A 22013-nucleotide genomic window follows, 5' to 3' on the forward strand; every position below is an offset into this window, starting at 1 on the left:
CAGTTCGCGTTCGAGGCTTGAAGAGGAGCATACTCGGCCGGGTCCGGCGCCCTCCACCTTCATCCTCGCACAAGTTTGGACTTCTAGGTTCGGTCGAGGCAAATGGCGGTTTCGCCAGGCGCGGGTGAAAATTCAGCGAAGGCGAACCTGGCTTTGAATGGCATGATGAAATTGCGCGTCGCAAATATCCTTGAACGTTCAACGGTGCTCACCCACCGCGCTGACCGGAAGCCGGCCTTCCACGTCATTGGAGTCGATCGTCGATGAGTATGCCGCTCGCCCATTATCTCAAGGATTTCTCTGCGCAGGTGCCGTCAAGCCCCGCGCCGGACCTTGTCGGTTCGGATTTCGGTGCGCCTGATCTCGGATCCTTCGATCTCGATTTTCCTGCGGCGCCCGAGCCGGAACCTGTCGACGTCGAGGCAGTGCGTCGTGAGGCTTACGCGGAAGGATTTGAGGCCGCGACACGTGAACTCACAGAGAAATTTGCCGCCGAAAGGTTGGCGAGCGACGCGGCGAACGACGAGGCGATCTCGCAGTTGCAGACGCGTCTCGCCGAGGATTCCGCGAGACTGGTGGCCGATGGCCTGAAGAAGCTGTCGTCGGACCTCGCTCTTTCTGTCAGCGAGCAGGCGGTCGCGGCTCTGGTGCCTTTCCTTGAGACGGAAGTGGCAAACAAGGCGTCGGCTGACCTCGCGGATCTGTTGAAAGCCGCGCTCGCCGAAGGTGAAGCCGGCACAATTACGGTCAAGGGACCGAAGAAACTGTTCGATCTTCTGGCCGGCCATATGCAGGAAGCAGCCGCCGGCCTGCGCCATGTCGAGGCCGAAGATCTCGATCTGTCCGTCGATGTCGCCGGTACGGTCCTCGTGACCCGTATCTCGGCCTTCGCGGCTAGCTTGAAGAAGGTGCTGGGATGAGCGAAGGCGAGAACCACCACCACGGCAAGAACGAAATCGTCATCATCAAGCGACATGGCGGCGGCGACCATGACGGCGCCCATGGCGGTGCCTGGAAGATCGCCTATGCCGACTTCATGACCGCAATGATGGCATTCTTCCTGGTAATGTGGCTGGTCAACGCGGCGAATGAGGAGACCAAGGCCTCTGTCGCGAGTTATTTCAACCCGATCAAGCTCTCCGACGAGAAGCCGACGGAAAAGGGGTTGAAGAAGCCGGTCGACCAGGCCGAGGGTGAGCAGAAGCAGGAGCGCTCGCAGGTCGAGGAAGAGCAACAGACGGTGGGCGCGGCCGCCGCGAGTGGTGAAGACCAGACTGCGAGTTCCGGCGATCAGGCCAATTACTCCGAAGCGGACTTTTTCGAAAATCCCTATTCTGTCCTGGCGGAAATTGCCCAGGAAGTCGGCCAGCAGGCCAACGTCAGCGCCAAGGGCGAGGGCGGTGCGGCGGATTCCGGACCCTCGACCGGCGCCGAGGGCGGCGAAGCCTATCGCGATCCCTTTGACCCGGATTTCTGGACCCAGCAGGTTCAGTCGACGAAGGGCAAGCCCGGCAAGCAGGACACCCCGCCGACCACGGTCGAGAACACCGACCCGACCAAGACCGAGGAGCAGGTCGCCCTGGTCGCACCGGATCAGAAACCCGAGACACAGGAAGATCCGGCCGATCCGCTCGCCGAGGTGATCCAGCAGGGCGCCACGACGAAATTGCCTGAGGACGGCAAGGAAACGAAGACCGAGACCGAACAGGCAACCGCGCCGAAGAGCGAGGAAGAACAGTTCGTCGCTGACCTCGAGGCCAAGGAGAAGGTCGCCAAGGATCTGAAGGCCGAGATCGAAAACGAAATCGGCGGCGTTTCCGGAAAGCTCGCCGAGGGCCTGATCGTCAAGCCGGCCGAAGGCGGAATGCTGGTGACGATCACCGACCAGTCCGACACGCCGATGTTCAACGTCGGGTCCGCGGTGCCGCGCAAGGAAATGGTACTGGCCATGGAGCGGATCGGCAAGCTGCTGCAGAAGCGTCCCGGTGCGATCGTCATTCGCGGTCATACCGACGGCCGTCAGTTCAAGGGAACGGAAAACGACAACTGGCGTCTGTCGATGTCGCGCGCCCACAGCGCCTACTACATGCTGCTCAAGGGTGGCTTGGCCGAGGATCGGGTGGAGCAGGTGTCCGGTTTTGCCGACCGCCGCCTGCAGGTGCCCGAGGATCCGCTCGCCGATGCCAACCGTCGCATCGAGATCCTGATTCAAGCAGATCAGGGGTGACGATATGCGGCGCCTGAGACTGCCAGCGCTCGTGCCTGCCTTGGCCCTCCTCGCAACGATGGGGGGCGTTGGCGCACATGCCCAGGGCCTCGACAACATCGATCCCTACAAGATGTTGCGCTCGCTGCAATTCGTGCAGGATTCAGTTGTCCTCGGTGACCACTCGGCCGCCGAGATGCAGCGTTTCATGCTGGAGACGATCGACAAACGCCTGCGGAATGCTGAATCCGGCGTGTTCGAGGAGCCGCGCAACGTCGATGCCGCGCTTATCTATGCGATGAGTGGCGGCAATCCGGCGACCCTCGAATTTCTCGTGGCGCGCGACGTCGACGGCAATTTCGACGATCGGGTCACGGACGCGTTGCGCAAGTATCTCTCCGGCAAGGGTACACTCATTGCCAAGAGTCTCGGCGACATGGCGACGGAGTATCGCGGCAGCAAGATCGCGCCCTACCTTGCCCTCGTCGCCGGCAACGTCTCCATTTCCCGTGATCCCACCGCTGCTTTGAAGTTCTACGATTGGGCTCGTCTCACCGCGCCGGGGACGATCGTCGAGGAGGCGGCCTTGCGCCGTTCGCTGGCCGTGGCAGTGGAAGGTGGCATGGTGGACAAGGCGTCCGGTTACGCGAACCGCTATGCGCGGCGCTTTCTCCATTCGCCGTATGCAAGCCAGTTCGCCGATCTCTTCGTTCAGTTGGTTGTCGAGCACAACGACGCCTTCAGCCAGGACACCATTGACGAGACCCTCGCCCACATGGATTCCGACCGCCAGCGTGAGGTCTATCTGCGCATAGCCCGTCAGGCGGCGATTAAGGGCAAGAACGAACTGGCCCGGTCGTCCGCGGACAAGGCACGCATCCTGTCGGGTACGGCGGAAGGCGCTGACGCTCTGGCCAACCTCTATGGGGGGCTCGCCGGCATACCGACCAATGAGGTGAGCGCGGCGATCGCGGCGATCGCGGCGATTCCAGACGAGACCTTGTCCCCCTCGGATCGCGCCCTCCGTGACGCTGCCGCGGCGATCGGGGAGGAGGTTCTGCGCAAGCCGGTTGCCGCTCCCGTGGTGGAAAGCCCGGCGCAAGTTCAGGAGCCGAGTATATCAGGCAGCGGTGATGTACCTGCTTCGGCAGCGTCTGAAGAGACGCAGCAGAACCCGGTGGCGGAAGGGCAGCAGGATCCGGAGGCGCGGACGCCTGCGGCTCCGGCGGAAGCCGCGGCCAAGGCCGGGGCACCGCAGACAGCAAGTGAAAAAGACCAGGATCCGGAGTTCCGCTCTTTCGTCGATACGGGCCGCACCAAGCTCGATGCGATCGATAAGCTCCTGAACGAAGAAGGCACCGACTGATGATAGACCCGGCCATCGCCCCGAAAGTTTCGACGCCCGACACCACCGCCTATTCAAGCGCGGCGGCGGCGAAGGCGGACAATTCGGCCGGCAACGGGTTCTATGATGCATTGTCGACGGCGGGTCATCACGACCGGCACCGTCAGGATGCCGACACCGAGGCACAGCCGTCGGCGACTGGAGAAACGGCAACCGACGATCAGACGGGTGAAGTCTCTTCTGACAATACGCGCAAGCCGCTGATCGAGATCGCTCGCACGGCGATTTCGCGGGCACTGAACAATGCGGACGGCAAGGAGCAGTCGGAGGTCGGCAAGACCGCTCAGGAGACTGCGGATGGCGTGACCGAAGCTGATACCCGCAAGTCTGCAAAGATTGCGATCGGCAATGACACCGCGACCCATGGCAGCACTCAGGCGACGGTCCTTGACGGCGCACAGCGCGCCGCCGTCGCCAAGCATGCCCAATCGGTCAAATCCGAAAAGTCCGACAAGACGGTCGACGACGCGGAAACGGCCGAAGGTGCCGACCAGGATGACACGGGCGACGCATCCGCGGAGCTGAACGAAGTTCTGAGCCTTCTTTCGGGTGGTGCGGCCGAGGCCGGCCAGGCCAATGTTCAGGTTCACCAGGCGGGGCGCAACTCCGCGCAGCATGCCGCGAACGGCCCCGACAATGAGGCTGCGCTGGCGGCGGCCATTGGAAAAGCGGAAACACAATCCGACACCAGTGATGCAGGCGAGCTGGCCGCAAATGCGGATACCGAGCAGGGCACTGACGCTACGGAAACGGATCGATCCTTCCGCTTCCTGCGGGCCGACGGCAAGGGGCAGGCCCTGTCGATGCGCACCAGCGCGGCCGAGGGCGAGCCGGTCAAGGTTGAAGCGGGGTCCGCCAAGGATGGCGGCGCGCCGATCGCCGTGCTCGAGGCTCGGCGTTACATTGCCCCAGCATCCAGCAATGCGGTGGGCATCACGGCAGCCCTGATGGGCGACGGCGAGTGGGCAAGCGCCATGGCGCCCGGTTCCGAGTTGGCCAATGCAGCGACGCAGTCGAGTTCCGGCAAGGTCGTGAATACGCTCAAGCTGCAGATGAGCCCGATCGAACTCGGCAATGTCACGGCGACGCTCAGGTTGACCGGCGAGGAGCTGTCGGTCCAGCTGACGGTGGAAACCCACGCCGCCTACAAGCAGTTGAGCGACGATCAGAGCGACATGCTGAAGGCTCTCAGAGCCCAGGGCTTCGCCGTCGACCAGATCCAAGTCAGTCTGGCCGTGAGCAGCGCGGACCGCACAGATTCCGCACAGACGAGCGGCCAGGGCCAGCAGACGGGCCAGCAGGCATCGCAGAGCGGCAACCAGGGTGGCAATGGCAGTGGCGAGCGCCGCATGGCGGCAGAACGTCAGGAAACGGCCAATCAGACGGGGACGATGGCAGATGGCGCGAGCACGGTTCAAACAGTCTCTGGCGGGTCTGGCTCTTCTCGCCCTGGCCACGTCTATCTCTGAGGCCGGCGCTTCCACAGGAGCCTGTGAGCGGGAGATCCGCGCCGCTGCCGAGAAGTACCAGATCCCGGAGGGTATCCTCTATTCTGTCGGCCTGACGGAGACGGGACGCAAGGGCTCGCTTCAGGCCTTTGCGCTCAACGTGGAGGGCAAGGCCATGTACTTCGACAGCGAGGGGGATGCGCTGCAGGCCTTCTCGATCGCTCGGCAACAGGGTGCCAAGCTGATCGATGTGGGTTGCATGCAGATCAACCAGCACTTCCACGGAGAGCATTTCTCTTCGGTTCAGGCCATGTTCAATCCGCGCGCAAATGTCGAGTATGCGGCGCGCTTTCTTAACAACCTGCACGTTCGTCATGAAACCTGGACGATGGCAGTGGCCCGCTACCATGCGGGCCCCAACAATGACCCTGCACAGAAGCGATACGTGTGTCGGGTGATCGCCAATCTGGTGGCGACCGGCTATGGCAAGTGGACCGCCAATGCCCAGAAATTTTGCGGTGACTAACCAAATTTGGGGCTAGACAGCCACGAAAGTGCCGATTTGCTACATTGTGTCCAGAATGTGGATGATGGTTAATTGCGCGACGCTATATTAACCATTCGTTAACTTCTGCGCACAAAAATAGTGCCTATAAAACAATGAAGCCACTATATGTAGTTCAAATCGGCACCAAAATCTTAATCAATTATTAACTTCCACCATTAACATCATCTAGTTGTCCGTGAATCCCCCGATTCGTACCCCTAGTACATCGAGGCACCACACTGATTCGGAGGCGGACGTGATCGTAGTGGTAGACGAGCGAGAGCTCGTAAAAGAAGGGTACACTTCCTTATTTGGACGTGAAGGCATTCCATCGACCGGATTTGATCCGATCGAATTCGGAGAGTGGGTCAATACGGCGGCGGATTCTGATATCGCTGCGGTCGAGGCTTTCCTGCTCGGGCAGGGCGATCGCACGCTTGAGTTGCCGCGGGCGATCCGTGATCGGACGACGGCCCCTGTGATCGCGGTAAGCGACCAGCCGTCGCTCGAGGCGACGCTGGCGCTGTTCGACTGCGGCGTTGACGATGTCGTGCGCAAGCCGGTTCATCCGCGCGAGATCCTGGCTCGGGCGGCGGCGATCCGTCGGCGCCTGAAGGCGATCGCCAACTTCACCGAGATTGGCCCGATCCGTGTCTTCTCGGACGGTCGCGATCCGGAGATCTCCGGCGAGGTCTTCCCTTTGCCACGACGCGAACGTCGCATTCTGGAATACTTGGTCGCAAACCGCGGCCGTCGTGTTTCGAAGACCCAGATCTTCAACGCGATCTACGGCATCTTCGATGAAGAGGTCGAGGAGAACGTGGTTGAGAGCCATATCTCCAAGCTGCGCAAGAAGCTGCGCAAGAAGCTCGGTTTCGATCCGGTCGATTCCAAGCGTTTCCTCGGTTACTGCATCGACTGGGAATGACCTTTGAAGGCTAGGGGCCTGGCGAGCGGGCTATTCGGATGATTTCGAAATTGCCCGCCGCACCAGACAGCTTCACGCAAGGCCCGCCTCTTAATGTCTGCAATGACTACGCAAACGAGGATTTACTATGAGCCTTTATGGAACGATGCGGACCGGCGTGTCCGGAATGAATGCCCAGGCAAATCGTCTCGGCACGGTCGCCGACAACATCGCCAACTCGAGCACGGTCGGCTACAAGAAGGCCTCTGTTCAATTTTCATCTATGATTTTGCCGAGCACAGCCGGCGCCTACAATTCCGGCGGCGTCGAAACCGAGGTGCGTTATTCGATTTCTGATCAGGGTACGTTCAGCTATACGAAATCGCCGACCGATCTGGCCATCAACGGCGACGGCTTCTTCATTGTATCTGGCGACGACGGAGTCGAGTACCTGACCCGCGCCGGCTCCTTCGTCCTTCAGGATGACGGCACGCTGAAGAACACGGCCGGTTACACCCTGATGGGTTACGAATACGATTCGGCTGCCGATCCGACGATCGTCGTCAACGGCTTCGATGGCCTCTCTGAGGTCAATCTTTCCGGCTCGGGCATCTCTGCGGTCGCTTCGACCACCGGCATTCTTGCTGTTAACCTTCCGAACACTGCGGCGAGTGGTGACACCAAGACCACGTCTCTCAAGGTGTTCGACAGCCAGGGCTCGAGCCGCCTGGTCACGTTCACTTATACGAAGTCGGCGATCGACAATGAATGGGATGTGGAGGCCACCGATCCGGATGGCAACATTATCCTCAGCGAGACGCTCGCATTCGACACAAATGGCGTATTGACCTCGTCGCCAGACCTTACTCTGACGGGCTTTACGGCTGGTGGTGCGGTGGTTCCGAACATCGCTCTGAGTATCGCTGGTACCACCCAGCTCGCGTCTGACTTCTCTGTCCAGAACGGCAAGGTCAACGGTAACGCGGCATCCAAAGTCAAGGGCTACGAAATCGACGACACTGGCGTTGTGTCCGTCGCGTACGAGAACGGTGACCTCGTCCCGAAGTACCGTGTGGCGCTCGCCAGCGTGCAGAGCCCGGACAACCTCAATCCGGTTGCCGGCAACCTTTACACCCAGTCGAACGACTCGGGCGTCATCGTCATGGGTTATGCAGGCTCCAGCGGCTTCGGCAATATTCTGTCGGGTGCCCTCGAAGATTCCAACGTCGACGTGGCTGAAGAGCTTACGGCGATGATCGAATCCCAGCGCAATTACACAGCCAACTCCAAGGTTTTCCAGACCGGCTCCGAATTGATGGACGTCCTGGTCAACCTGAAGAGATAATTACGGAAGTTAGGGTAGCCCAATGTCGCTTGCATCGTCGCTTGGCACCGCTCAGGCAATCTTCCGGAACACGGGGCAGCAAACCTCCGTGCTCACGACAAACGTCGCCAATGACGGGAATGATAACTACGCCAGGCGCCAAACCGTCGTCGTTCAGACCGTTTACGGCGCGACGATGGTGCAGACGGAGCGCTCGCAGCAGATGGCGCTCCTGCGCCAGTTCTCCAATTCGACCTCCCAGCAGAGTGCCCAGGACACTCTGCTGGAGGGATTGGAAACGCTGTCGAGCACGCTCGGTGGCAACGACTACGAGCTGTCCACAGCAACTTACCTCGCGAATCTTCAGAGCAGCCTTCAGTCCTTCGCCGCGGCACCCGGCGAATATGCGCTTGCCTCGACTGTCGTGACCGACGCCATCGACGTTGCGAACTCGCTGAACAATGCCGCAGCCTCCACGCAGGCTTTGCGTGAGGATGCCGACGCCCAGATTGCCGAACAGGTCGAGTCGCTCAACAAGCTTCTCGCCGAGTTCAAGACGGTCAATGACACCGTCGTGCGCCTCACGGCGACCGGAGGTGATCCGGACAACTATCTCGACCGGCGTGATACCCTGGTCAAGGAGATCTCCGGCATCGTCGGCGTCAGCATCAACATGCGCGACTTCGGTGACATGGTGCTTTACACCTCCGACGGAACGACGCTGTTCGAGACTGACCCCCGCGAAGTCACCTTCGCGCGTACCAACACCTATGATGCGACGGTATCGGGCAATGCGGTCTACATCGACGGTATTCCGGTTCGTGCCGGTGTCGGCGGCAACACCGATGGCCAGGGAACGCTCAGCGCGTTGGTTCAACTCCGCGACGTCATCGCGCCGACCTTTCAGACCCAGCTCGACGAGGTCGCCCGCGGCCTGATCGAGGCATTCGCCGAGAGCGATCCCAACGGCGTCGATCCCGACATGCCAGGTCTCTTCACCTGGTCCGGCGGTACGACCCTGACCTCCGGCGTCGTCGAGCCCGGGCTTTCGGCAATGATCAGGGTCAATACCGCGGTTCGCTCCGATTCCGGCGGCGATCCGATGCTGATCCGCGACGGCGGCATCAATGGCGCGACCTATGTTCAAAACACCGGCGGATCCTCCGGCTTTACCGACCTGATCAACGCCTATGTCGACGAACTTTCCGCAGACCGCTCCTTCTCTGCCGATGCGGACCTGACCACTGCCACCAGCCTCATGTCCTTCTCGTCGGACTCGATCGGCTGGCTCGAAGAATACCGGTCGAATGCGACGACCGCGTCCGAGAACAAGACTGCGCTCTACGAGCGCACCTATCAGACCTATTCGACGAAGACGGGCGTCAGCCTCGACGAAGAACTTTCACTGCTGCTCGATGTTGAGCAGTCTTACAAAGCGGCAGCCAAGCTTGTCTCGACGATCGACGAGATGCTGCAAGCCGTCCTCGAAATGGCGGGGTAAGCCATAATGTCAACGTCCAGTATCTCCAATCTTTCGGTCCAGACCTCGATGCGGTTGACGATCCGCGAGGCTCAGTCCGAGCTTCTCAAGGCGCAACAGGAAGTCAGTACCGGTCAGTTCGCCGATATCGGAGCGGAGCTGGGCAGCAAGACATCGACCGTCGTGGACCTCAGCCGCGAAAGTCTGCGGCTGAACTCCATCATCAACAACAACAGCATCGCCACCCAGCGGCTGTCGGCCTCGCAGGAGGCACTCAAACAGATTGCCACCGCCGCCGAGCAGATGAACACCTCGCTCATCACGATCTCGGGCGCTTCGAACACCGACACGATCAATACGACGATCCAGACGGTCAAGAACTCGCTCGACACGATGGTCAGCATGGTGAACACGTCGGTGAATGGCGAGTTCATTTTTGCCGGCATCAACACCGATGTTCAGCCCATGGCAGACTACACGGAGACATCGGCCGCCAAGGCGACGTTCGATGCGGCATTCACTTCCTACTTTGGCTTTGCGCCGACGAGCACGGTCGACACGGCAAACATCGTCGCTACTGGCGCTGCGCCCAGCATGGACGATTTCATCACGAACGTGCTGGAACCGATGTTCACCGGCACCGATTTCACCACGGACTGGTCCAGCGCAACGGATCAGGTAATGACAAGCCGCATCAGTCAGTCGGAGACAGTCAATAGCTCCGCGTCGGCGAACAATAACGGCTTTCGTTACTTTGCGCTCGCATCGGTCATTACGCAGGAATTGTTGAACATCGGCGCGCCCTCGGATGTTGTCGCCGTCGCCGTCGACCAGGCGGTCAACTACACCGGCAAGGCCATCACAGGCATCAACTCGACGAGAACCGAACTCGGTCTCTCCGAGAACCGCATCGAGAAGGCGGATGCCTCCTTGAAGATCCAGGTTGATATCATCGAGACCAGTCTCGGTGCCAAGACCGAGGTTGACGCTTACGAAGCGTCGACCCGCGTAAATACCCTGCTCTCCCTCGTGGAGGCATCCTACACGTTGACGTCGAAGATCCAGGCACTGAGTCTCGTCAACTACCTTTGATGACCAAAGGGAATGAAATGAAAATGAAGGACAGATGAATGTACCAGTTTTCATATGCCGAAATCATGGAGGATGGCGTCGCCGACGCCAAGGATCGTGAGAGGCAGGCACTGACGCGTTGCATTGAGCTTCTGAGCGCGGCGCGCGACGAGGAGGGGTACAATCGCGAGGCCATCGAGGCGCTGTTCTATACGCGCCGGGTCTGGATCCGCTTCATCGAAGACTTGAAACACCCCGAAAACCAATTGGATACGGAATTGCGTGCCAATCTGATTTCGATCGCCATCTGGATCTTGAAAGAATGCGATCGGATCCGGAAACGGCAGTCTACCAATTTCCAGGGCATTATTGACGTGACAACCATCATCAGGGATGGACTGAAATGAAGAGCACTTTGCGCATCTCGCTCAAGTCGGGCGAACGTATTTTCATCAACGGAGCGGTTCTGCGCGTCGACCGCAAGGTTGCTCTGGAGTTCTTGAACGACGTGACCTTCCTTCTGGAAAACCACGTCCTCCAGCCCGAGCAGGCGACGACCCCGCTGCGGCAGCTCTACTTCATCGCCCAGATGATGCTGATCAACCCGGAAGGCCGCGATCAGTCGATGGCGATGTTCCGCAAGTCGATCATCATGCTGCTGACCTGCTTCGAGAACGAAGAGATCCTGGCCGAGCTGAAGCGCATCGACGCGATGGTTTCGTCCGGTCGTGCCTTCGACGCCCTCAAGGCGATCCGTGGCCTCTACGCCATCGAGGACAAGATCCTCAACAGCCAGGAGATGACGCCGGCGACCGTCGAGCAGATTCGCAAGGAGATCGCACCATGGCGGTAAGCGGCGTTAGCGGCACTTCGGGCACGACCAACACGACCACCACCACCGACAAGAGTGCCTCGTCGGCGGCCGCCTCGGCATCGCTCGACTACGACTCCTTCCTGAAGCTCCTGATCGCGCAGATGCAGAACCAGGACCCGACGGATCCGATGGACGCGAGTGAGCAGATTGCCCAGCTTGCGACCTTCTCCCAGGTCGAGCAGACGATCCAGACGAACTCGAACCTCGAGACTCTGATCACCGGCAACGCGCTGACCAACGCATCCAACTACATCGGCAAGACCATCACCAGTGCCGATGAAAAGACGTCCGGTGTCATCGCCTCTGTTCGCGTCTACAGCGACACCATGGTAGCCACGACCACCGAAGGCGACGAAATCCCGATCGTTGTCGGTGTCCGCGTCGGCACGCCCTCGACCAGCGAGACCGACACTGGTACTGATTCCAGCACCTGATGGGCCGGGGAGTGATTCTCCCCGCTCGGGCTAAGGGACAAGTTCCATGAATGAGGCCGACGCTCTCGATATCATGCAGGCAGCCGTCTGGACCGTGCTGATCGCATCCGGTCCAGCCGTGCTTGCCGCCATGGTCGTGGGCGTCACCATCGCGCTCATCCAGGCTTTGACCCAGGTCCAGGAAATGACCCTGACCTTCGTGCCCAAGATCGTCGCCATCATGCTGACGATCGGCATCAGCGCCCCCTTTGTCGGCGCACAGATATCGCTCTTTGCCAATCTCGTCTTTTCGCGCGTCCAATCTGGCTTCTGATCGCGTTTAGGCGCGTCCGCCTCGACCCCGTTGCCACCCTCGCGCAAGCTTCACCCGGTATCGCTTCGTTGAACATGGCCGAAAACCCTGCGTTTCCGGTCGACCTCTCATGAAGAGACGGAACGAGATATGGCGCAGCCCACCTCAATCATTATTCCGAAGGTCAGCCCGAATGGCCGGGATATCGGCTTTGCCATGGGCATCGTCCTCATCCTCTGCATCCTCTTCCTGCCCATTCCGCCGTTCCTGATCGATATGGGCCTTGCCTTTTCGATCGCGTTTTCGGTGCTGATCCTGATGGTCTCGCTGTGGATCCAGCGCCCTCTCGATTTCTCGTCCTTTCCGACGATTCTGCTGATCTCGACGATGATCCGCCTGTCGCTCAACATTGCGACGACGCGCGTCATCCTGTCCCACGGTCATGAGGGGCATGGCGCTGCGGGCGGCGTCATCGCCGGCTTCTCCAGCCTCGTGATGTCCGGCGACTTCGTGATCGGTCTGATCGTCTTCCTGATCCTGATCACGGTGAACTTCATCGTTATCACCAAGGGCGCCACGCGTATCGCGGAAGTCGGCGCCCGCTTCACCCTCGATGCCATCCCCGGCAAGCAAATGTCGATCGACGCCGACCTCTCGGCCGGCATCATCGACGAGAAGGAGGCGCAGTTCCGTCGTCGCGAACTGGAGCAGGAAAGCTCCTTCTTCGGCGCGATGGACGGTGCCTCGAAGTTTGTGCGCGGCGATGCCATCGCCGGTCTCATCATCACCGCCATCAACGTCTTCGGCGGCATCGTCATCGGCTATTTCCGCCACGGCATGGAAATCGGCGAGGCGGCAGACGTCTTCGTCAAGCTCTCCGTCGGTGACGGTATCGTCTCGCAGGTTCCCGCGCTCATCGTTTCGCTCGCCGCCGGCCTTCTGGTTTCGCGCGGCGGCACGCCGGGCTCCACCGACCAGGCTGTCGTCAATCAGTTGAGCGGCTATCCGCGCGCCCTGTCCGTCGCTGCGGGTCTGATGGTCCTGCTGTCGATCGTACCGGGCCTGCCCATGATCCCATTCCTTGCCCTCGGCGGCATCATGGCCTTCGGCAGCTGGTTCATCCCGCGCCAGATCGAGGCCGAGAACAAGATCAAGCGCGAGCAGGAAGAAAAGAAGGTCATCCAGAACAAGGAAGCCGAAAAGGACTCCGTCAAGTCGGTGCTCAAGACCGCCGAGATCGAGCTTGCGCTTGGCAAGCTGGTGTCGACCCGTCTGCTCGGTGCCCACCAGGAACTGGCCTTCCGCGTCGGCAAGATGCGCAAGAAGTTCGCCAGCCAGTACGGCTTCGTCGTTCCGGAAATCAAGGTCACCGACGACATTGGCATCCCCGAACGCTCCTACCAGATCCGCATCCACGGCACGACGGTTGCGTCCAACAACCTGCGTGTCGGCGAAGTGCTGGTCGTCACCGGATCCGGCCGCAAGCCCAAGGTCCCGGGGGACGAGATCCGCGAACCCGCCTTCGGCATGCCGGCCGTGTCGGTGCTGGAGACCTTTACCGAGGAGCTCAAGCGCGAGGGGTTCCACCCGATCGACAACGTCTCGGTGGTTCTCACCCACGTTTCGGAAGTCATCCGCAACAATCTGCCGCAGCTCCTGTCCTACAAGGACGTGAAGATCCTCATCGACCGCCTCGACCCGGAATACAAGAAGCTCGCGGACGAGATCTGCTCCTCGCACATGTCCTATTCCGGTCTGCAGGCCGTGCTGAAGCTGCTGCTGGCCGAGCGCGTCTCGATCCGCAACCTGCACCTGATCCTGGAAGCCGTCGCCGAACTCGCGCCGCATGTCCGCAAGACCGAGCAGATTGTCGAGCATGTGCGCGTTCGCATGGCCCAGCAGCTTTGCGGCGACCTGACTGACAATGGCGTTCTGCGCGTGCTGCGACTCGGCTCGAAGTGGGATCTCGCATTCCACCAGGCCCTGAAGCGCGATGCCAAGGGTGAAATCGTCGAGTTCGACATCGATCCACGTGCACTCGAGGACTTCTCGGAAGAAGCGAGCCGTGTAATCCGTGAATTCATGGACCGCGGCCTGCCTTTCGTGCTTGTCACGTCGCCCGAAACGCGCTCCTATGTCCGCATGATTATCGAGCGTCTGTTCGCTACCCTTCCGGTCCTCTCGCATGTGGAACTCGCCAAGGGCATCGAGATCAAGATCCTGGGTTCCATTTCATGATAAACGACCCCGAGGGGACGGTTCTGGCCATGTTCGTGGCCTTTTGCCGGATCGGCGCCTGCTTCATGGTGCTTCCGGGTTTCTCCTCGGCCCGCATTCCCGTGATGATCCGGCTGTTGTCGGCCGCGACCATCTCCTTTGCCATCCTGCCGGTCATGTGGGACACGATCTATCCGCGGGTTTCGGGCGGCGGTTATGCGTATATCCATCTCATTCTTGGCGAAACGCTGATTGGAACGATGTACGGGCTCATTCCGCGCCTCTATGTCATAGGCCTTCAGTTCGCCGGCTCGGCAATGTCAATGTCGATCGGTTTCAGCGCACCGGGTACGCCCGACGTCATCGAAGACACGGCCGAGAACCAGCTGACCAACATGATCAGTTTTGGCGGCCTGCTGCTCCTCTTTATGTTTGATTTCCATCATGTGGTCATCAGGGCCTTGATCGATTCCTATGGCCTGATGCCGCTCGGCGGCGTTCCCGACACGCAGAAGATGCTGATCACGCTGACCGATACGCTCGGCGCGACCTTCATGCTGATGCTGCGGCTGGCAAGCCCCTTCATCATCTTCGGGCTGATGTTCAACTTCTCGATCGGCATGATCAACAAGCTGGCACCACAGATCCCGATCTACTTCATCTCCACGCCATACCTTTTGATGGGTGGTCTCTTCCTTCTCTATTTTTCCATCGCGGCGATGGTCCGCCAGTTCGCCGAGAATTTCCTGACTGTGTTCCAGGGGTGACCCCGGAGCGAGCCGGGTAAAGGAGCTTGCATGGCACCGAAAACAAAATCCGAAAAACTGAAGCGGCTTGTCACCGTCCAGCGTCACATGGAGCGCATGGCGGAAAACGATCTGGCGATGACAGCCCAGCGCCGCGAGGAAAATTCCGCAGCGATGGATACGGTGATGGATGCGATCGGATCGCTCGATCCCCTGCATCGCCTCTTTGCGCAAAATTACGCCGATCGCTTCGACCGCCTCTCCAATACGGAAAAACAGCTGGCAAGCCTTCAGCAGAGCCAGGAAATGAAGGTGTTGCGGGAACGCGCCAAGGGCGACCGGCTGGAGGAAAACCGCAAGGAAGCGCGCGAACTCGAGCAGCGCGAAGCCGACGACAATGCGATCTACGATCTCGTCGATTTGCGTTTTGCCACGACAGCCTCCAGCAAGCTTCACGAGTGATAGTCGTCACGAAGCGAAGGCATCGGGGACAATTATCGTGGCCATTTCACCTCCGAGCGATCTCGTGCTGGACGTCGTCCGCGCGGCAGATCCTATGGTCCTGGCGTCAGCCCAGGAAAAACTCAAGACCAGTCGCGTGGCGATGGAAGCGAGCAGCCTGACCTCCAAGGGGATCGGCTTCGGGGCTGCCGTCGACATTCTCAACAGCGTTGCCTCCGCGGCGGGTCTCGGCAACGTCAAGAAGACCGAGACGGAAGAGACGCCGAAGGTCTATCGCGAATTCGAAGCCGTCGTTCTGCAGAACTTCGTCACCTCGATGATGCCGGAAGACAGCGAAGCGGTCTACGGCAAGGGCAATGCCGGCGAAATCTGGAAGAGCATGATGGCCGAGAAGATCGGCGAGGTCATTTCCGAGAGCGGTGGCGTCGGCATCGCCGATCAGATGTACGCCGAGGAGCTCGCTCGCCATCGTGGCGACAACGTGGTCAACGCCGCGACCGACGAGAAGGATCGCAGCGCCGCCCTCAACATGGTCATGGACCTGGAACGTCGGACGCTCGGCGTTTCCTCCACCGAACAAACGACAGCATAACAACCGAAAATCGGGGCAACACACATGGAAGTCATCAACAGCGATTATCGTATCAAGACGGTCCTCGGCCGGCTCGAAGCGATCATCGACAATGAAAACCAGCGCATCGGCAAGGATCCGGAGTTCGATCTCAAGGTCTCGAATGCGCACAAGAGCCGTTGCCTCTACGAGCTCACCATGCTGTTCCGCGACACCGATCCGCGCGAACTGGCGCTCGGCTACGTCGAGCAGATGCACAGCGTGAAGAACAAGCTTGCGCTCAACGCGCGTCGCGTCGAGGCGCACATGAACGCCGTGCGCGCTGTTGCGGACCTGTTGAAGAATGCCGTGCGTGATGCTGATGCCGACGGCACCTATTCCCAGGAACAGTTCCGGTACAGCGAGGTCTGATGGTCAAGATCATCGCCGCCGGATTGTGGGCATGCCTGGTTACGCTGGGCGCGGTCTATTTTTCGATCCATCTGGCAACCGCACCTGCAGAGGTCAGCGAGGAGGACGCCAAGAAGGCGGCTCTCGAACTCGTGCGCGGCGAACCGATCACCATTCCCTGGATTGCCGACGGAAGCGTGCGTGGCTATTTCCTCGGCCGCGTGTCCTTCATGATGGACAAGGAAAAGATCAAGGGCGTGCACCTGCCCATGACCGAGCTGATGACCGATGAGCTGTTCACCCTTCTGGTCGGCAGCAAGATGGTCGACATCTCCAACATGGGTGCCTTTGACGTCGCGGCCTTCCGCGAAAAGATCAAGACGGACCTGAATGCCCATCTCGGCGAGGGCTTCGTCTCGGAGGTGCTCGTCGAACAGCTCGACTATCTGTCCAAGGATGATGTGCGTGCGAGCGGCGAGGGCGAAGCCAAGCCGCCGGGAAAGCCGGTCAAGGTCATCGAGGGCGACAAGGTCGAAGAGCCGGCGAAATCGGGCCATTGAGGTCTCGCCGCCTAGCATCTCGCGTACGAAAACGAAAGCGGCGGACTGGTTCCGCCGCTATTGCATTGGGGACTCATCCGGCCTTCCGGCTCACGCCGCAACAGGGTTAGCGAAGTCTTGTTGCGTGATGGAAAATGCGTCGCATCGGTTTAATTTGAATTTGAAGTTCTGCTGATACAACGCCACCATCTTTCCTCGTATGGCGTGGCATCATGCGTTTCCTGGTCTCGTTTCTCGCTCATCCCGTTTTTCGCAGAGCCCTTGTCGCGGGCATCGTCGGCGTGTCCGGCGAGGGGGCGGGCCGCTTGCGTTCCGGCGACGGTCGGCGTCGGGAGCGGGCATGAACTCTCCCGCCGCCCTGCAGCTTCCGGCCCCGCGGATGCCGTTGTTCGGCATGCCGATCTACGACCTGACCTGGGACAGCGCGCTTTCCTTCGTCAACGAGCTCGTCGCATTGCCGATCGGACAGACGCACATGGCGTTCATCAACGCCAACAACGCCAATGTCATGATGACGGACCCGGACTATCGTTCGGCGCTGAGCCGGACTCTCCTGCTTCCGGATGGCATCGGCGTGGATATCGCCTCGCGGGTGCTCAACGGCGAGAAATTCCTCGCCAACCTGAACGGCACCGATTTCGTCCCGGCCATGCTCACCTACATGGAGGGCCCGCGGCGGATCGGGCTGATCGGCGGAAAGCCGGACGTGCTCAAGGCGGCAGCGGAGAATTTCCGCCGGCACGCGCCTTGGCACCAATTCATCGAGATCTCCGACGGTTTCTTCGACAAGGCCGATTGCGCGAAGATCCTGCAGGATCTTGAGCAGGCACGCCTCGACATCCTGCTCGTCGCGATGGGCACCCCGCTCCAGGAAATCTGGATCGACCGCAATATCCGGCCGGAACATGCGCGCCTGGTGCTCGGCGTCGGGGCTCTGTTCGATTTCATCTCCGGCCGCGTCCCGCGTGCGCCCGGCTGGATGCGGCGCGTTCGTTGCGAATGGGTCTACCGGCTTTGGCGGGAGCCCCAGCGCCTGTGGTACCGCTACGTGATCGGCATCCCGATCTTTCTCGCCCATGTCGTCCGCTTCAAGGTGCTGGGGCCGCCTGCCGCCCTTGACGGATAAACCTGTCGCGACCAAGTAAACGACCATGGCTTGGCGCCGTCGCGCCCGGTCGCGATCTCGTGCCTGTCTCAGCCCGCATTTTCACCGAAACGGCCCGACCGCACCGCCTGCGGCGTCCGGTCGCTCATTCCCGACGACGATGCGGTTGAATTTGACACGATAGGGCGGGAAGAGGCAAATACGCTCCATTTCCGGCGGCTAGATTGTCGTCAAACGCAAGCAAGGGGTGCTCTCGTGACAACGGTGATTGATGGCAAGAAGGCCGCCGCTTCGGTGGTGGATGCAGTAACGTCGGCAGCAACGGCGCTTGAGCGCGACACGGGTCGCAAGCCCGGTCTTGCGGTGGTGATTGTCGGCAACGACCCGGCCAGCCATGCCTATGTCAACTCGAAGAGCAAGATGGCGAAGCAGTGCGGTTTCAAGTCCGTTCAGCACACACTGCCGGAGGAGACCTCGCAGGAAACGCTGATGGCGCTGGTCGCAGAGCTCAATGCCGATCCCGAGATCGATGGCATCCTGGTGCAGCTGCCGCTGCCGAAGCATCTCGATTCCGAGCCGGTCATCCAGTCGATCCTGCCGGAAAAGGACGTCGACGGCCTGCATGTCGTCAACGCCGGCAAGCTCGCCACCGGCGACGCCGAGACCGGCCTCGTCTCCTGCACGCCGGCCGGTGCCATGCTGCTCGTCCGCCAGATCCACGGCCGCGATCTTTCCGGCCTCAATGCCATGGTGATCGGCCGCTCCAATCTTTTCGGCAAGCCAATGGCTCAGCTTCTTCTGGCCGCCAATGCGACGGTCACGATCGGTCATTCGCGCAGCCGTGATCTCCCGGCTATCGCCCGCAACGCAGACATTCTGGTCGCAGCCGTCGGCCGTGCCGAAATGGTCAAGGCCGACTGGCTGAAGCCGGGCGCAACCGTGATCGACGTCGGCATCAACCGTGTGCCGGCGCCGGAAAAGGGCGAAGGAAAGTACAAGCTGGTGGGTGACGTCGCATTCGAGGAATGCGCGCCGGTCGCAGCGGCAATCAGTCCGGTTCCGGGCGGCGTCGGCCCGATGACCATCGCCATGCTGATGGCGAACACCGTCATCGCCGCCTACCGTGCCCAGGGCAAGGTGGCGCCGAAGTTCTGATCCAGCGAGAGGGGGACAGGCCTTGGCTTTTCCCCCCCCTCGTGTTTTCTATTGAGGAGCGGGGCCTGTCGACGCCCGGATCACGAGGTCGGCCGTCCACAGTTCGTGCTGGGCAGGCTGCGGCTCGCTCTTCATGATCGCCGCAATGAGCCGCTGCGCGATGCGTATGCCGGCCGCACGGAGAGACGACCGCGTCGTCGTCAGCGGCACCGTGAAGTTTTCCGGCTTCAGAAGCGGCAGAACGTCATCATGGGCGATCAGCGAAATGTCCTCGCCAAGCTTCAGTCCGGCCCGGTTGATGGCGCGCACGGCGCCGAGTGCCAGCACGGTACTGGCGCAGAGCACGGCCGTCGGCCGCTCCGGCAGTTCCAGAAGCTCGGACATGCCGCGGAACCCCGCTTCGTCGGTCATCGCCGTGTGGCGCATGGCCGAAGGCGCAAGCGTGATGCCCTTCTCTCCGAGTGCCGACAGTGTGCCGAGCTTGCGGCGGGTCGCGAAATCGAATTCTTCGGGCCCGTTCAGTAACCCGAAGCGACGATGGCCCAGCTGCACGAGCAGACGGGCAGCATCGCGAAAGGCACCTTCATTGTCGACGTCGAGGAACGGATAGTCCGTTCCGAGTCCGTAGGAGCGACCGTGCACGATGAACGGAACCGGAAGTGACTTTGCCATCGCGATGCGCGGGTCCTTCTCGCGCAGATAGGCGAGGTAATAGGCATCCACGCTGCCGCTCGCGACGAGCCAGCGGATGGCCTGCTCCTCGTCGTGCGGATGGGCTGGCATGATGACGAAATGGAAGTCGTGCTTGAGAGCCTCCTCCGCAAGGCCGCGCTGGAATTCCGCGAAGTGGATGTCGGAATTGTCGTTGGGCTCGATCGGCATCACGAGACCGATCGATCCTGCCTTGCCGGTGGCGAGCCTCTGTGCGGCCCTGTTCGGCCTGTAGCCCGTATCCTTTGCGGCCTTCAGCACGCGCTGGCGGGTCTCCTCGCTAACCTCCGGATAGCCGTTGATGGCACGGCTGATCGTGGTCTGGGACAGGCCAAGCAACTGCGACAATTGCTTCAGATTCACGGCGGCTTTCCTCCTGCGCTTTGCCTCTCGCAACCCCGTTTCGTCACCCGGAAATTCAAAGCGCTTGGGTCTGTCTATCAGGAGCGACAGGGCTCAGGAACAGGAAAATGGTTGAATGAAGGGCAGTCGCCCAAATCTTCAGCGACAAGTTGCGACCATTTGCGGCAAATCCGGATTTGTGCTTGACTCCCCTTCGAGCTGGATGTGATGTCCTAAAGGCCAAAGCGCTTTGAATGTATGTCTTTCAATTTGCGAGACGGGACACTGCCCGTCCGAAATGTGATGGGAGGTAAATCACATGAAGAAGATTTTCCTGACGACCGCCGCCGTTGCCGGGCTCCTTGCCGGAGCCGCCGGAGCCGCCGACCTGAAGTTCAAGCCCGGTGAGGACTCCAAGTTCAACTGGGCGAGCTATGAAGAGTTCAAGAAGGCGCATGGCGGTTCGAGCGGCCAGTCCGTGACGATCTTCGGCCCGTGGCGCGGTGAAGACCAGGCGCTCTTCGAGAGCATCCTGGGCTACTTCGAAGACGCGACCGGCATCGACGTGAAATACTCGTCCTCCGAGAACTACGAACAGCAGATCGTCATCGATACGCAGGCCGGCAGCCCGCCGGACATCGCCATCCTGCCGCAGCCCGGCCTGATTGCCGACCTTGCCTCCAAGGGGCATCTGGTGCCGCTCGGCGACGACGTGAAGACCTGGCTTCTCGAGAACTACGCCGCCGGCCAGTCCTGGGTTGATCTCGCCACCTACAAGGGCAAGGACGGCAATCCGGCCGTCTACGGCTTCCCCTACAAGATCGACGTGAAGTCGCTGGTCTGGTACGTGCCGGAAAACTTCGAGGATGCCGGCTATGAAGTCCCGAAGACCATGGAAGAGCTGAAGGCCCTGACCGAGAAGATCGTCGCCGACGGCGGCACGCCCTGGTGCATCGGCCTTGGCTCCGGCGGCGCCACCGGCTGGCCGGCCACCGACTGGGTCGAGGACCTGATGCTGCGCACGCAGCCGGCCGACGTCTACGACAAGTGGGTGTCGAACGAGATCAAGTTCGATGATCCGGCGGTTCTCGGCGCGATCGACGAGTTCGGCTGGTTCGCCAAGAACGACAAGTTCGTCGACGGTGGCGCCTCCGCCGTTGCCTCCACCGACTTCCGCGACAGCCCGAAGGGTCTCTTCGCGTCCCCGCCGAAGTGCTACCTGCACCACCAGGCCTCGTTCATTCCCTCCTTCTTCCCTGAAGGCACGGTCGTCGGCGAGGATGCCGACTTCTTCTACATGCCGCCCTACGAGGCCAAGAAGGATCTCGGCAATCCGGTGCTCGGCGCCGGCACGCTCGCCATCCTCACCAAGGATACCCCGGCTGCCCGTGTCTTCTTCGACTTCCTGAAGACGCCGATCGCTCATGAACTGTGGATGGCACAGTCCAGCTTCCTGACGCCTTACAAGGCGGCCAACAAGGAGGCCTATGCCAACGGGCCGATGGCGAAGCAGGGCGAGATCCTGCTTAACGCCACGACCTTCCGCTTCGACGGTTCCGACCTGATGCCGGGCAAGATCGGCGCTGGCGCGTTCTGGACGGGCATGGTCGACTACACCGGCGGCAAGTCCGCAGCCGACGTCGCCGCCGGCATCCAGAAGGTGTGGGACTCCCTGAAGTAAGCTTCTCGACGTGAACGATCCCGCCGTGCTCCCGAACCGGAGCGCGGCGGGCAAACGGCAGTACGCCTTTTGCCGCACGCCCGTT

Annotated in this window: 23 protein-coding genes; 22 read left to right on the plus strand and 1 reads right to left on the minus strand. The window is 60.8% G+C overall.

Annotated elements, in window-relative coordinates; all coding sequences use genetic code 11:
• The first annotated feature begins 263 nt into the window (after positions 1-263).
• The 21 genes from ACX93L_RS09810 to folD all read left to right on the plus strand — a co-directional run bounded on the left by ACX93L_RS09810 (position 264) and on the right by folD (position 19194).
• Positions 264-920: a GTPase gene (locus ACX93L_RS09810; protein ID WP_459404674.1), complete on the plus strand. Its 657-nt coding sequence runs from the start codon at positions 264-266 to the stop codon at positions 918-920.
• Positions 917-2227, plus strand: coding sequence for a MotB family protein (locus tag ACX93L_RS09815; protein WP_459404675.1), 1311 nt, complete (start codon positions 917-919; stop codon positions 2225-2227). Before ACX93L_RS09810 ends, ACX93L_RS09815 begins: the two co-directional genes overlap by 4 nt.
• Before the next feature lie 4 nt (positions 2228-2231).
• Entirely contained in the window at positions 2232-3572 is a 1341-nt protein-coding gene (motC, locus tag ACX93L_RS09820) for a chemotaxis protein MotC (RefSeq protein ID WP_459404676.1), read from the plus strand.
• Positions 3572-5080, plus strand: coding sequence for a flagellar hook-length control protein FliK (fliK, locus tag ACX93L_RS09825; protein ID WP_459404677.1), 1509 nt, complete (start codon positions 3572-3574; stop codon positions 5078-5080). The genes motC and fliK overlap by 1 nt, the downstream gene beginning before the upstream one ends.
• Positions 5010-5585 carry a transglycosylase SLT domain-containing protein gene (locus ACX93L_RS09830; RefSeq protein WP_169590756.1) on the plus strand — a complete coding sequence of 192 codons (576 nt, stop codon included), beginning with the start codon at positions 5010-5012 and terminating at the stop codon, positions 5583-5585. Before fliK ends, ACX93L_RS09830 begins: the two co-directional genes overlap by 71 nt.
• Positions 5586-5862: 277 nt before the next feature.
• Positions 5863-6534 carry a transcriptional activator Rem gene (rem, locus tag ACX93L_RS09835; RefSeq protein WP_169592836.1) on the plus strand — a complete coding sequence of 224 codons (672 nt, stop codon included), beginning with the start codon at positions 5863-5865 and terminating at the stop codon, positions 6532-6534.
• A 127-nt stretch (positions 6535-6661) separates the two neighbouring features.
• A complete protein-coding gene (locus ACX93L_RS09840) occupies positions 6662-7858 on the plus strand; it encodes a flagellar hook protein FlgE (protein WP_459404678.1) in 1197 nt (398 codons plus the stop codon).
• Between the two features lie 22 nt (positions 7859-7880).
• Positions 7881-9338 carry a flagellar hook-associated protein FlgK gene (flgK, locus tag ACX93L_RS09845; RefSeq protein WP_459404679.1) on the plus strand — a complete coding sequence of 486 codons (1458 nt, stop codon included), beginning with the start codon at positions 7881-7883 and terminating at the stop codon, positions 9336-9338.
• Between the two features lie 6 nt (positions 9339-9344).
• Positions 9345-10409, plus strand: a complete 1065-nt coding sequence (locus ACX93L_RS09850) for a flagellar hook-associated family protein (protein ID WP_459404680.1) — start codon at positions 9345-9347, stop codon at positions 10407-10409.
• Positions 10410-10447: 38 nt separating this feature from the next.
• Complete coding sequence (gene flaF, locus ACX93L_RS09855; protein WP_169590748.1) at positions 10448-10795, plus strand: flagellar biosynthesis regulator FlaF; 348 nt, start codon at positions 10448-10450, stop codon at positions 10793-10795.
• Positions 10792-11241 carry a flagellar biosynthesis repressor FlbT gene (flbT, locus tag ACX93L_RS09860; RefSeq protein WP_169590746.1) on the plus strand — a complete coding sequence of 150 codons (450 nt, stop codon included), beginning with the start codon at positions 10792-10794 and terminating at the stop codon, positions 11239-11241. The genes flaF and flbT overlap by 4 nt, the downstream gene beginning before the upstream one ends.
• Complete coding sequence (flgD, locus tag ACX93L_RS09865; protein WP_459404681.1) at positions 11232-11696, plus strand: flagellar hook assembly protein FlgD; 465 nt, start codon at positions 11232-11234, stop codon at positions 11694-11696. Before flbT ends, flgD begins: the two co-directional genes overlap by 10 nt.
• Before the next feature lie 46 nt (positions 11697-11742).
• Positions 11743-12009, plus strand: coding sequence for a flagellar biosynthesis protein FliQ (fliQ, locus tag ACX93L_RS09870; protein ID WP_169590742.1), 267 nt, complete (start codon positions 11743-11745; stop codon positions 12007-12009).
• A gap of 129 nt (positions 12010-12138) precedes the next feature.
• Positions 12139-14226 carry a flagellar biosynthesis protein FlhA gene (gene flhA, locus ACX93L_RS09875; protein WP_459404682.1) on the plus strand — a complete coding sequence of 696 codons (2088 nt, stop codon included), beginning with the start codon at positions 12139-12141 and terminating at the stop codon, positions 14224-14226.
• Positions 14223-14972, plus strand: a complete 750-nt coding sequence (fliR, locus tag ACX93L_RS09880) for a flagellar biosynthetic protein FliR (RefSeq protein WP_459404683.1) — start codon at positions 14223-14225, stop codon at positions 14970-14972. Before flhA ends, fliR begins: the two co-directional genes overlap by 4 nt.
• A 30-nt stretch (positions 14973-15002) precedes the next feature.
• The gene (locus tag ACX93L_RS09885; protein ID WP_459404684.1) at positions 15003-15413 is read left to right on the plus strand and encodes a hypothetical protein; all 411 of its coding nucleotides are present in this window, start codon (positions 15003-15005) and stop codon (positions 15411-15413) included.
• A gap of 37 nt (positions 15414-15450) precedes the next feature.
• Entirely contained in the window at positions 15451-16005 is a 555-nt protein-coding gene (locus tag ACX93L_RS09890; protein ID WP_459404685.1) for a rod-binding protein, read from the plus strand.
• Between the two features lie 24 nt (positions 16006-16029).
• A complete protein-coding gene (locus ACX93L_RS09895; protein ID WP_169590731.1) occupies positions 16030-16395 on the plus strand; it encodes a hypothetical protein in 366 nt (121 codons plus the stop codon).
• Positions 16395-16934 (plus strand): hypothetical protein, encoded by a 540-nt coding sequence (locus tag ACX93L_RS09900; protein WP_169590728.1) that lies wholly within the window; start codon positions 16395-16397, stop codon positions 16932-16934. Before ACX93L_RS09895 ends, ACX93L_RS09900 begins: the two co-directional genes overlap by 1 nt.
• A 340-nt stretch (positions 16935-17274) precedes the next feature.
• The gene (locus tag ACX93L_RS09905) at positions 17275-18060 is read left to right on the plus strand and encodes a WecB/TagA/CpsF family glycosyltransferase (RefSeq protein ID WP_459404686.1); all 786 of its coding nucleotides are present in this window, start codon (positions 17275-17277) and stop codon (positions 18058-18060) included.
• Between the two features lie 234 nt (positions 18061-18294).
• Positions 18295-19194: a bifunctional methylenetetrahydrofolate dehydrogenase/methenyltetrahydrofolate cyclohydrolase FolD gene (folD, locus tag ACX93L_RS09910; RefSeq protein WP_459404687.1), complete on the plus strand. Its 900-nt coding sequence runs from the start codon at positions 18295-18297 to the stop codon at positions 19192-19194.
• Positions 19195-19242: 48 nt separating this feature from the next.
• Here the strand turns inward: folD and ACX93L_RS09915 are convergent, their stop codons facing one another.
• Complete coding sequence (locus ACX93L_RS09915) at positions 19243-20268, minus strand: LacI family DNA-binding transcriptional regulator (protein WP_459404688.1); 1026 nt, start codon at positions 20266-20268, stop codon at positions 19243-19245.
• Positions 20269-20566: 298 nt separating this feature from the next.
• On the opposite strand from ACX93L_RS09915, the gene ACX93L_RS09920 reads away from it, so the two are divergent.
• Positions 20567-21928 carry an ABC transporter substrate-binding protein gene (locus ACX93L_RS09920; RefSeq protein ID WP_459404689.1) on the plus strand — a complete coding sequence of 454 codons (1362 nt, stop codon included), beginning with the start codon at positions 20567-20569 and terminating at the stop codon, positions 21926-21928.
• The last annotated feature ends 85 nt before the right edge of the window (positions 21929-22013 follow it).

This window comes from Rhizobium sp. CAU 1783, assembly GCF_054551725.1.

Bases quoted from the DNA above. Each gene is read 5' to 3' on its own strand.
- flgD (WP_459404681.1), top strand. From the start codon at position 11,232: ATGGCGGTAAGCGGCGTTAGCGGCACTTCGGGCACGACCAACACGACC.
- ACX93L_RS09885 (WP_459404684.1), top strand. From the start codon at position 15,003: ATGGCACCGAAAACAAAATCCGAAAAACTGAAGCGGCTTGTCACCGTC.
- fliK (WP_459404677.1), top strand. From the start codon at position 3,572: ATGATAGACCCGGCCATCGCCCCGAAAGTTTCGACGCCCGACACCACC.
- motC (WP_459404676.1), top strand. From the start codon at position 2,232: ATGCGGCGCCTGAGACTGCCAGCGCTCGTGCCTGCCTTGGCCCTCCTC.
- flgK (WP_459404679.1), top strand. From the start codon at position 7,881: ATGTCGCTTGCATCGTCGCTTGGCACCGCTCAGGCAATCTTCCGGAAC.
- ACX93L_RS09900 (WP_169590728.1), top strand. From the start codon at position 16,395: ATGGTCAAGATCATCGCCGCCGGATTGTGGGCATGCCTGGTTACGCTG.
- flhA (WP_459404682.1), top strand. From the start codon at position 12,139: ATGGCGCAGCCCACCTCAATCATTATTCCGAAGGTCAGCCCGAATGGC.
- fliR (WP_459404683.1), top strand. From the start codon at position 14,223: ATGATAAACGACCCCGAGGGGACGGTTCTGGCCATGTTCGTGGCCTTT.
- ACX93L_RS09920 (WP_459404689.1), top strand. From the start codon at position 20,567: ATGAAGAAGATTTTCCTGACGACCGCCGCCGTTGCCGGGCTCCTTGCC.
- ACX93L_RS09840 (WP_459404678.1), top strand. From the start codon at position 6,662: ATGAGCCTTTATGGAACGATGCGGACCGGCGTGTCCGGAATGAATGCC.
- flaF (WP_169590748.1), top strand. From the start codon at position 10,448: ATGTACCAGTTTTCATATGCCGAAATCATGGAGGATGGCGTCGCCGAC.
- ACX93L_RS09850 (WP_459404680.1), top strand. From the start codon at position 9,345: ATGTCAACGTCCAGTATCTCCAATCTTTCGGTCCAGACCTCGATGCGG.
- ACX93L_RS09815 (WP_459404675.1), top strand. From the start codon at position 917: ATGAGCGAAGGCGAGAACCACCACCACGGCAAGAACGAAATCGTCATC.
- ACX93L_RS09830 (WP_169590756.1), top strand. From the start codon at position 5,010: ATGGCGCGAGCACGGTTCAAACAGTCTCTGGCGGGTCTGGCTCTTCTC.
- fliQ (WP_169590742.1), top strand. From the start codon at position 11,743: ATGAATGAGGCCGACGCTCTCGATATCATGCAGGCAGCCGTCTGGACC.
- flbT (WP_169590746.1), top strand. From the start codon at position 10,792: ATGAAGAGCACTTTGCGCATCTCGCTCAAGTCGGGCGAACGTATTTTC.
- ACX93L_RS09895 (WP_169590731.1), top strand. From the start codon at position 16,030: ATGGAAGTCATCAACAGCGATTATCGTATCAAGACGGTCCTCGGCCGG.
- ACX93L_RS09905 (WP_459404686.1), top strand. From the start codon at position 17,275: ATGAACTCTCCCGCCGCCCTGCAGCTTCCGGCCCCGCGGATGCCGTTG.
- ACX93L_RS09810 (WP_459404674.1), top strand. From the start codon at position 264: ATGAGTATGCCGCTCGCCCATTATCTCAAGGATTTCTCTGCGCAGGTG.